We start from the raw sequence: 10,302 nt of genomic DNA on the forward strand, positions 1-10,302 counted from the left end.
CCGGAAAATTGCATGAGCTTTGCCGATCTCGGCCTCTCCGACGAACTTCTCAAGACGGTCACCGACGCCGGCTATACCGAGCCGACGCCGATTCAGGCCTCCGCCATCCCGTCCGTGCTGATGATGCGCGACATCATCGGCATCGCGCAGACGGGCACCGGCAAGACCGCCTCGTTCGTGCTGCCGATGATCGACATCCTGGCGCATGGCCGCAGCCGCGCCCGGATGCCGCGCAGCCTGATCCTGGAGCCAACGCGCGAACTCGCCGCGCAGGTCGCCGAGAATTTCGAGAAATACGGCGCCAACCACAAGCTTTCCATGGCCCTCCTCATCGGCGGCGTATCGATGGGCGACCAGGTCAAGGCGCTGGAAAAGGGCGTCGACGTGCTGATCGCGACGCCGGGTCGCCTCATGGACCTGTTCCAGCGCGGCAACATCCTGCTGACCGGCTGTTCGATGCTGGTCATCGACGAGGCGGACCGGATGCTCGACATGGGGTTCATCCCCGATATCGAGGAAATCTGCACCAAGCTGCCCAAGCAGCGCCAGACGTTGCTCTTCTCCGCGACCATGCCGCCGCCGATCAAGAAGCTGGCCGACAAGTTCCTGGAAAACCCCAAGACGATCGAGGTCGCGCGCCCCGCCTCGACCAACATCAACATCGCGCAGTTCGTCGTACCGGTCGCGCCCCAGTCGTTCGAGAAGCGCAAGCGGCTGCGCCAGCTGCTGGGTCAGGAAGAGGTGCGCAACGCGATCATCTTCTGCAACCGCAAGACGACGGTGCGTGAGCTGAACAAGTCGCTGAAGCAGCACGGTTTCCGTTCGGGCGAAATCCATGGCGACATGGAACAGCCGCAGCGTCTGGCCGAGCTGGAGCTGTTCAAGCGCGGCGACATCAACATCCTGGTCGCGTCCGACGTCGCGGCGCGCGGGCTGGACATCAAGGGCGTCAGCCACGTCTTCAACTTCGACGCGCCCTGGCATCCGGACGATTATGTCCACCGGATCGGCCGCACCGGCCGTGGCGGCGCGACCGGCACCGCCTATACCTTCGTCGCGCCCGATGACGCCGAGAATCTTGAAAATATCGAGAAGCTGACGGGCCAGAAGATCGACCGGCTCGAACTTCCGGCACCCGCCGAGGAAGAGCGGCCCGCCCGCCGCACGCGCCGCGATCGTGCGCCTCGTGCAGCCGAAGTCGAGACGGTGGCTCCCGAAGCCGAAACGGTCGAGGAAGCCCCCCGCGCCCGCCCGGCCCGCACCCGCCGCGAGGAGCCGCGTCGCGAACAGCCTCGGCACGAGGAACCGCGCGAGGCGCGTGGCGACGACCGTCGCCGCGACCGCCGCCGCTCCAACGCCGACGAAGCGCCCGATGATGGCGGCTGGAACGGGCCGATCCCGGACTTCCTGAAGGTCTCGTTCGGAATCTGAAGCCTCCATGTCGCTCGGCATCATCAGCTTCGTCGAACCCCAGCCCGCCAGTGTCGCCAGCCCGTGCGTCAATGTCTGTACGATGGACAAGGCGACCGGCTGGTGCCTGGGCTGTGCGCGCACCATCCGCGAGATTTCGAACTGGAGCGCCAAACCTGCCGAGGAACGCCGGACCATCCTGGCGGCGCTGCCTGCGCGCAAGGCGGAACTGGCGGCACGTCAGGGACGGGATTAGCGCCCGACGAACCGCCCCGGCCGCCGTTCGGTGACGGCGCGCACCCCTTCGGCAAAATCCTCGGTTCGCATCAGTTTCGCCTGCTCGGCCAGTTCATGATCGGTCGCCGCCTCGACCAGCGCGCGCAGGTCGCCGCGTAACGTCTGCCGGGTGGCAGCAACCGCCAGCGGGGCGCCCGCCGCGATCGCATGCGCCAGCGCCAGCGCCGTCGCCTCCAGGGCCTCGGCCGGAACCAGCTGGTCGACCAGCCCCCAGCGTTCGGCCTCGTCCCCGCGTATCCGCCGTCCGGTCAGCAGCATCATCGCCGCGCGCTGACGCCCGATCACCCGCTCCAGCACCGCCGAGATACCAAAGCCGGGATGCAACCCCAGCTGGACGAAATTGGCCACGAACCGCGCCTCGGGCGTCGCGATCCGGAAATCGGCGACCAGCGCCAGGCCCAGCCCTGCGCCGACCGCCGCCCCCTGCACCGCCGCGACCACCGGCGTCGCCACCCCGAACAGCCGGGCCGCCGCCATGTAGAAGGGGCTGCGCGTGCCGGGCGGCAGCGGCGCGGCAACCGGATTGGCATGGACCAGGTCCGCACCCGCACAGAATACCCGACCCTCGGACCGGAGCAGTACCGCCCGAATCGCAGGGTCGGCATCCACCGCGTCGAACGCATCCGCCAATTGCAGAATAGTTCCCAATCCCAGATGATTATTCGGCGGATTGCGCAACGTCAGAATTGCAACGGGTCCGTCATGGCGAATTTCTACAGTCATGCCGCCTTATTAGCCCGCGCGGCGTGCGGGATACCAGCGCCATACCCGTTGCTCGAAAGTCACACCCGCCACGCTTCGCACGGGCGCCCGTCATCCGATGCTTGAGCAGGCGACATGGCCGGGACTAGATGACGGCCATGTCATGGTGACCGGCCGATCACGGGGCGGCACCGGGGCATCAGGAGCCGGCGGGCTCCGTGCCGGGAGAGGATGCCGGGCGGCTCGACGATCGGGCCGCCCCTTCCTTCCCCCCACCGACCCGCCCCGCGCGCCGATGCGCTGCGGGACCCCGTTTCGGGGCCGGCGCCAGCAAGCAGGTCCGGCCCGACGCCCTGGCGCTTCGGCAACCGGCGATTGGGGAACGAGACATGAAGACGATGATGACGGCGGCGTTCCGTGCCGTACTGGCCACCTCCACGATCCTTGGGGGGACGGCAATCCTGACCGCGCCCGCCGCCGCGCAGACCACCACCGCCCAGATTCGCGGCCAGGTGCGCGGCACCGATGGCGCAGGCAGCGGCGGCGCGCAGATCGTCGCGGTCAACACCGCGACCAACCAGACCTTCCGCCAGACCGCCGACCAGGCGGGCAATTACGTACTCAGCGGTCTGCGGCCCAGCCAGTATCGTATCACCGCGACCGCGACGGACAACCGGACGGTGACCCAGTTGGTCACCGTCTCGATCGGCCAGTCGGCGACGCTCGACCTGATCCTGGGCACCCCCGCCGATCCGGGCCGTGCCGATCCCGACGATCTGGCGGGTGCCGGCACCAGCGCGGTCGAGGGAAAGGAGATCGTCGTGACCGGCGGGCGCCTGGTCGAAACCAAGACCAGCGAAATCGCCACTAACGTCTCGCAGGAACAGATCCGCACCCTGCCGCAGACCGACCGCAACTTCCTGAGCTTCGCGGCGCTGGCGCCCGGCGTGCGCTATAACGACAGCGAGACGAACAAGACCATCCAGTCGGGCGCGTCGCCCGCCGGGCAGGTCAACGTCTTCATCGACGGTGTCAGCTACAAGAACAATGTGCTGGGCAGCGGCGTGGCAGGCCAGGAGGACAGCCGCGGCAACCCGTTCGGCCAGTTGGCGGTCGGTGAATTCCGCGTCCTGACCCAGAATTACAAGGCCGAGTACGAACAGGCTGGGGCCGCGATCATCACCGCGACCACCAAGTCGGGCACCAATGAATTCCATGGCGAGGCGTTCGGCCAATATACCGGCCGCAACCTGTCCTCGACCGACTATTTCATCAAGCAGGCCGGGCTTCCCAAGCCCGCGTTCGAGCGCAAGCAATATGGCATCGCGCTGGGCGGCCCGATCATCAAGGATAAGCTGTTCTTCTTCGCAGCCTATGAAGGCAATGACCAGGACCGCGCCTTCAACGTCCGGCTCCAGAACCGCACGCCGGAGAATGTCGCGCGCTTCGGCCAATATGAGGGCGCATTCGTCAGCCCGTTCCGGGGCGACTTCTATTTCGGCAAGCTGACCTTCGTCCCCAATGATCGCCAGACCTTCGACCTGATCGTCAGCAAGCGGACCGAAACCGACATCACCGGCTTTGGCGGGTCGTCGACCAATGCCTATTCGAACGCGCTGAACAAGAAGAACAATGTCGACACCTATATCTATCGCTGGACCTATCGCGGCGACAGCTTCATCAACGAGTTCAACGCCAGCTATCTGAACTACACCTACAACCCGACCTCGCTCGATCCGAACAGCAGCACGTTCAACTATCAGGGCGTGATCCGCTTCGGCGGCAAGGAAAGCACCCAGCGGATCAACCAGGCCAGCTATACGCTGCGCAACGACTTGACCTGGACCGGGATCGACAATCACGTCATCAAGGCCGGCATCCGCTTCGCGTTCCAGGACTATACATTCCTGAAGAACTTCTTCGTCGAGCCTTTCTATGATTATCGCAACGATCCGACCAACGGGCTGGACTTCTCCTTCCCCGCAACGGCGCAGATCGGCATCGGCAATCCGCGCATCGCCGCCTCGAACTCGCAGGTCGGCCTGTTCCTGCAGGACGATTGGGACGTGACCGAGAAGCTGCAGGTCAATCTGGGCCTGCGCTGGGATTATGAAAGCAACCTGTTCAACAACCATTATCGCACGCCGGACAATGCCGCCGCGCTGCTGCGCCAGTTGCCACGCACATCCTATTTCAACCCGACCGATTACATCACCGACGGCACCAACCGGCCACCGTTCATGGGCGCGTTCCAGCCGCGCGTCGGCTTCTCCTATGACTTCAAAGGGGACCAGAGCACGGTGCTGTTCGGCGGCTATGGCCGCTATTACGACCGCAACGTGTTCAACAACACGCTGGATGAACAATTCCGCCTGCAATATGCCTATGGCCAGTTGTTCTTCTCGCGCGATGGCCGTCCGCGTACCGACGGGACGCCGACCGTGGTGTGGAACGATCGCTATCTGACCCGCGACGGCCTGTTGTCGCTGATCGCCAATGCGCAAACCGGCCAGCCCGAGCTGTTCGCGGTCAAGAACAATGCCCGCCCGCCCGTCACCGACCAGTTCACCCTGGGTGTGCGCCAGCGGATCGGCATCTTCCAGGCGAGCCTCAGCGGCAGCTATGTCGCGGGGCGCAACGGCTATACCCATTTGTTCGCGACGCGAAATGCCGATGGCACCTGCTGCAATGTCGGTAATGGCAGCCCGACGCGCAATGCGGGGTTCAGCAACGTCCTGATCGGCTATGATGGGCTGAAGACCCGGTACAAGGCGCTCTTCTTCACGCTGGACAAGGCCTATACGCAAAGCTCGGGCTGGGGCTTCAACCTGGCCTATACCCTGTCCAAGGGCGAGCAGAACGGTAACGACCTGTTCAGCCTGCAATTCGCGACGCCCGACGCCTATGGCTATCGTCCGCGCCCCGGCGACGAGCGGCACCGGCTGGTCCTGTCGGGGATCGTCGATCTGCCACTGGGCTTCAAATTCTCGACCATCACCACGCTGGGCAGCGGCAGCGCCTATCAGGTCACGGACGAGACGCGAGGCAGCACGCCGGGCCTGGTTCAGGTCTACACCCTCTATCCGCCCAAAAACTGCATCAAGGGCATCGCCGCCTTCTGCGAGGTCAACATGACCCTGCAGAACGATATCGAACTGTTCAGCGGGCATAAGCTCAATCTGGCGGTCGACCTGCTGAATGCGTTCAACAGCAAGAATTTCGGCGGCTTCGACGACTTTACCAACGCCACCGATCCGCTGACCCGCGATCCGCGCGAACTGATTACCCTGCCCCGCCGGGTGCAGTTCCGCGTCGGCTATCGCTTCTGACGATCGGCCGGGCGGGGGTGCCACGCCCCCGCCCGGATCGTCGCGTCACGACATCATATCTTCAAGACGAGGACGGACCATGTACGATCGCCGCCGCGTATTGGGGCTGGGCGGCCTGAGCCTCGCCGCGCTGGCCGCCGGTTGCGCCCGCACGCCGGGGGGCCGCGTCGCGCCGCCCCGGATCATCCCCCCGGTCCAACCCGATCTGATCCGCGATCTACAGGAACGCAGCTTCCGCTTCTTCTGGGAGACGACCGATCCGGAAACGGGTCTGGCCCCCGATCGCTGGCCGACGCCCTCCTTCGCCTCGATCGCGGCGGTGGGCTTTGCGCTGACCGCCTATCCGGTGGGGGTGGTCAATGGCTGGATCAGCCGGGCGGAGGCGCGGACCCGGACGCTGACCACGCTGCAATTCTTCGCCGATGCGCCGCAGGGGCCGGGCGAGACGGGGTTCAGCGGCTATAAGGGCTTCTTCTATCACTTTCTGGGCGTGACCAAGGGGTTGCGCTTTGCCCGGTGCGAGTTGTCGACGGTCGACACCACCCTGCTGCTGGGCGGCGTGCTGTTCGCACAAAGCTGGTTCGACGGCGATCATCCGGACGAGGTGCGTATCCGCGCGCTGGCCGACCAGATCTACGGCGCGGTCGACTGGACCTGGATCACCCCGCGCGCACCGCTCGTCTCAATGGGCTGGCACCCGGAAACCGGCTTCATCAAATCCGACTGGGACAAATATAACGAAGGGATGCTGCTCTATCTGCTGGCGCTGGGCTCCCCCACCCATCCGCTGCCCGAAGGCACATGGCAGGCTTGGTCCAGCCGGTTCGAATCGAGCTGGACGACCGAGCGGGGCGAGCCGCATCTCCACTTCGCGCCGCTGTTCGGTCACCAGTACAGCCATGTCTGGGTCGATTTCAAAGGCATCCGCGACGGCTATATGGGCAGCAAGGGCATCGATTATTTCGAGAATAGCCGCCGTGCCGCTTATGCCCAGCGGCAATATGCCATCGACAATCCCGGTCGCTGGCGCGGCTATGGCCCCGATGTCTGGGGGCTGACCGCGTGCGACGGGCCGGGCGACTTCACCCAGACGATCGACGGGGTACGCCGCGAATTCTATAGCTATTCGGCGCGCGGCCCCGGCGAGCGTGACGACGGGACGCTGGCGCCCACGGCGGCGGCCTCCTCCATCCCCTTCGCGCCCGACATTGTGGTTCCGGCGGTGCAGACGATGCATGACCGCTATGGCCGGGGCATTTACGGCAAATATGGCTTTCTCGACTCGTTCAACCCGACGCTGACCGACCCGCCCGAACCGTTGAAGCACGGGCATATCGTCCCCGGCATCGGCTGGGTCGACAAGGATTATCTGGGCATCGACCAGGGCCCGATCGTGGCGATGATCGAGAATCACCGTACCGGCCTGATCTGGAAAACGATGCAACGGAACTCCCATTTGCGGCGCGGATTGCTAAGAGCAGGATTCACCGGCGGCTGGCTGAAGGGATAGCCGCCCCTTTTGGGGAAACGGCGATGACCGACACTATCCTGATTACCGGCGCCTCGGCCGGGCTGGGCGCGGATTTCGCGCGCGCCTTGGCCAAGAAGCCGGTAACGCTCGTCCTGACCGCGCGGCGCAGCGACCGGCTGGCGACGCTGGCCCAGGAACTGGGCCAGCGGCCGGGGGTCGAGGTGCACGTCATTTCCGTCGATCTGGGACGGCCGGAGGGGGTGAAGACGCTGCTTGACGGCATCGCCGATCGCGGTCTGCGGATCGATACGCTCATCAACAATGCCGGGTTCGGCGCGCTGGGCGATTTCGCAGACAGCGATCTGGCGACGCAGACGGGGATGATCGACCTGAACGTCCGCGCGCTGGTGACGCTGACCCATGCGCTGTTGCCGCCGATGCTGGCGCGGGGGCGCGGCAGCGTGCTGAACGTCGCTTCGACCGCCGCCTTTCAGCCGGGGCCCTATATGGCGGTCTATTATGCCAGCAAGGCGTTCGTGCTGCACTTCTCCGAGGCTCTGCACGAAGAGGTGAAGGCGCGCGGCGTTACCGTCACCGCGCTGTGTCCGGGGCCGACCAGGACCGAGTTCGCCGATGTGGCGGGCATGGCGGAAATGCCGCTGTTCGAGCGCTTCGCCTCCGGGTCGGAGGAGGTGGTGCGCGATGGCCTGGCCGCGCTGGAACGGGGACAGGCGGTGATGGTGTCGGGGCTGCTCAACCGGCTGACCGCCGCCAGCACGCGGGTCACGCCGCGCGGGGTGCTGCGGCGGGCCGTCGCGAAATTGCAAAGCGGGCGGCGCTGATCTTTTTTGTTCGCGCGGCCTAATCCACCGTAACCGGCGTCCGGCTCCCGCGCACGCTGTCGAAGGCGTAGAGCGCACAACCCGTCCAGATCAGCACGAAGGTCACGATGTGCACCGGCCGCAGCGGCTCGCCGAATAGCAGCACCGCCTGCGCGAATTGCAGCGTCGGCGCGAGATACTGGAGTAGTCCCAGCGTCGCATAGCGCATCCGCCGCGCTGCCGCCGCGAACATCAGGAGCGGCGCCGCCGTCACCGCCCCCGCCAGGATCAGCAGCATGTCGAGATGCCGGTCCGCCCCGAACGCGGCCGTGCCATCGGCGCTGGCGTGGAACAGCACCGCCAGAGCGGGCGCCGCGAGCAGCAGCGTCTCGACCGTCAGGCCGCCCAGCGCGTCGATCGCCGCGATCTTGCGGACGAAGCCGTAGAAACCGAAGGACAGGGCCAGCGCCAGCGAGATCCAGATCGCGCCGCCGCCGCTGATCGCCAGCACCGCGACGCCGAGCGCCGCGATCCCCACCGCCACCGCCTGCCCGCGCCGAATTCGCTCGCCCAGCAGGGTAACGCCCAGCACGACATTGATGAGCGGGTTGATGAAATAGCCCAGGCTCGCCTCCAGCACATGGTTGTGCTGGACAGACCAGATATAGACCAGCCAGTTGATCGCGATCAGCGTGGCACTGGCACAGAGCAGCAACAGGGTCCGCCCCCGCGCCGCCGCCAGGATCGCCCGCCCCCGCCTGGCGATCAGCACGACCGCCGCGAGCAGCAGCAGCGACCAGAGCACCCGGTGGGCCAGCACCTGAAGCGCGGGCACGCCCTTCAACAGCTTGAGATACAGCGGCAATATGCCCCAGCTGATATAGGCCCCGATGCCGAGCAACAGGCCGGTGCGCGCGGTGCGGTCGGTCGTCATACCGCCCCCTGTTCACATTTGGGGGCGGGAAGGCAAGTCGCGGCTTAACCGGCGACCATGCCCTCATTGCGCACCACGCCGCCGCGATTGACGACGCGGCCGGATATCATACCGGTGATTCGCACCTGCGCGCCGGGCTCGACGATGACATCGCCCGCCACCATGGCCTTGATGGTGGCGCGGACGCCGGATGCGACGATCACATCGCCGCCGACCATCCCGCGCACCGCCCCGTCCGAGGTCACCTCGACCGATCCCGCCGTCATTCCGCGCATGACATCCTCCTGTTCCACTCAGGACGCGCGCCGAGGCGTTCGGTTCAATCCGCGAACAGCATCACCGGCGTCTCCAGCAACGTCTTCAACGCCTGAACATAGCTGGCCGCGTCATAACCATCGACAACGCGGTGGTCGCAGCTGATCGACAGGTTCATCAGCTTGGCCCGTGCGATCGTCTCGCCGCCGCGTCCGTCGGCGCGGAAGACGGGGCGCTCGACGATCCGGTTTGGGCCGATGATCGCGACCTCCGGCCGGTTGATGACCGGCGTCGTCGCGATGCCGCCGAGCGGCCCGAGCGAGGTCAGCGTGATCGTGCCGCCGCCCATGTCGGTGCTGGCGATGCTGCCTGCGCGGGCGGCCTCGGCAAGGCGGCCGATCTCGGTCGCCAGCTGCCAGACATTGCGGCTCTCGGCGTTGCGGATCACCGGGACCATCAGCCCGGCCGGGGTCTGCGTCGCCATGCCCATATGCACCGCGCCCGAGCGGTTCACCACGCCCGCCTCGTCATCATAGCGCGCGTTGAGCATCGGGAAGTCGGGCAGCGTCTTGCAGATCGCCACGATCAGCAGCGGCAGCATCGTCAGCTTGGGCCGGTTGCCCCGCCCCGCGTTCAACTGCGCGCGGGTGTCCTCCAGCGCGGTGACGTCGATTTCCTCGACATAGGTGAAGTGCGGGATGGCGCGCTTGGACGCGGCCATGTTCTCGGCGATGCGGCGGCGCATCCCGATGACGCGCACGGCCTCGTCGGCGCGGGGCGCACGGGCGGGGGTATAGCCCTGGCTCGAACCATAACGCAGGAAAGCGTCGAGATCGGAATGGCGCACCCGATCGCCTTCGGCAGGCTTCACGCTGCCAAGATCGATGCCCATGTCCAACGCTCGCGCCCGAACGGCGGGCGAGGCCAGCACCTTCTTCTGCTCCCTCTCCCCCCCGGGGAGAGGGCTGGGGTGAGGGGCGGCCACGGGCGATTCGGCTGGCGGAGTCGCGTGGGGCGGGGGGGGGGGGGGGGGGCGGCCGGCCGGCCCGCGGCCGCGGGGGGGGAGGGGGGGCGGCGGGAGGG

The 10,302-nt window shown here is 66.4% G+C and carries 9 protein-coding genes; 5 read left to right on the plus strand and 4 right to left on the minus strand.

Features of this window, described 5'->3' with window-relative positions:
* The first annotated feature begins 12 nt into the window (after positions 1-12).
* Both U1H82_RS11715 and U1H82_RS11720 read left to right on the plus strand, forming a co-directional pair.
* The gene (locus U1H82_RS11715) at positions 13-1,431 is read left to right on the plus strand and encodes a DEAD/DEAH box helicase (RefSeq protein ID WP_322965119.1); all 1,419 of its coding nucleotides are present in this window, start codon (positions 13-15) and stop codon (positions 1,429-1,431) included.
* 7 nt (positions 1,432-1,438) lie between these two features.
* Positions 1,439-1,666, plus strand: coding sequence for a DUF1289 domain-containing protein (locus U1H82_RS11720; protein ID WP_322965120.1), 228 nt, complete (start codon positions 1,439-1,441; stop codon positions 1,664-1,666).
* On the opposite strand, the gene U1H82_RS11725 is transcribed toward U1H82_RS11720, so the two are convergent.
* Entirely contained in the window at positions 1,663-2,430 is a 768-nt protein-coding gene (locus U1H82_RS11725) for an enoyl-CoA hydratase/isomerase family protein (protein ID WP_322965121.1), read from the minus strand. The genes U1H82_RS11720 and U1H82_RS11725 overlap by 4 nt on opposite strands.
* 368 nt (positions 2,431-2,798) lie before the next feature.
* Here U1H82_RS11725 and U1H82_RS11730 point away from each other — a divergent pair, with 368 nt between their 5' ends.
* The 3 genes from U1H82_RS11730 to U1H82_RS11740 all read left to right on the plus strand — a co-directional run bounded on the left by U1H82_RS11730 (position 2,799) and on the right by U1H82_RS11740 (position 8,051).
* Positions 2,799-5,738 carry a TonB-dependent receptor gene (locus U1H82_RS11730; protein WP_322965122.1) on the plus strand — a complete coding sequence of 980 codons (2,940 nt, stop codon included), beginning with the start codon at positions 2,799-2,801 and terminating at the stop codon, positions 5,736-5,738.
* A gap of 79 nt (positions 5,739-5,817) precedes the next feature.
* The gene (locus tag U1H82_RS11735) at positions 5,818-7,248 is read left to right on the plus strand and encodes a glucoamylase family protein (protein WP_322965123.1); all 1,431 of its coding nucleotides are present in this window, start codon (positions 5,818-5,820) and stop codon (positions 7,246-7,248) included.
* A gap of 23 nt (positions 7,249-7,271) precedes the next feature.
* Positions 7,272-8,051 carry an SDR family NAD(P)-dependent oxidoreductase gene (locus U1H82_RS11740; protein ID WP_322965124.1) on the plus strand — a complete coding sequence of 260 codons (780 nt, stop codon included), beginning with the start codon at positions 7,272-7,274 and terminating at the stop codon, positions 8,049-8,051.
* Positions 8,052-8,070: 19 nt separating this feature from the next.
* Here U1H82_RS11740 and rarD read toward each other — a convergent pair whose 3' ends face one another.
* The 3 genes from rarD to U1H82_RS11755 all read right to left on the minus strand — a co-directional run.
* On the minus strand, positions 8,071-8,964 hold the full coding sequence (rarD, locus tag U1H82_RS11745; protein WP_322965125.1) for an EamA family transporter RarD: 894 nt from the start codon (positions 8,962-8,964) through the stop codon (positions 8,071-8,073).
* 44 nt (positions 8,965-9,008) lie between these two features.
* The gene (locus U1H82_RS11750; RefSeq protein ID WP_322965127.1) at positions 9,009-9,239 is read right to left on the minus strand and encodes a hypothetical protein; all 231 of its coding nucleotides are present in this window, start codon (positions 9,237-9,239) and stop codon (positions 9,009-9,011) included.
* A gap of 44 nt (positions 9,240-9,283) precedes the next feature.
* Positions 9,284-10,302 (minus strand): dihydrolipoamide acetyltransferase family protein (locus U1H82_RS11755; protein WP_322965128.1); only part of this gene is annotated, 1,019 nt, incomplete at its 5' end.

Origin of the sequence: Sphingomonas fuzhouensis, from assembly GCF_034659795.1 — a bacterium.
GTDB classification, from domain to species: Bacteria; Pseudomonadota; Alphaproteobacteria; order Sphingomonadales; family Sphingomonadaceae; genus Sphingomonas; species Sphingomonas fuzhouensis.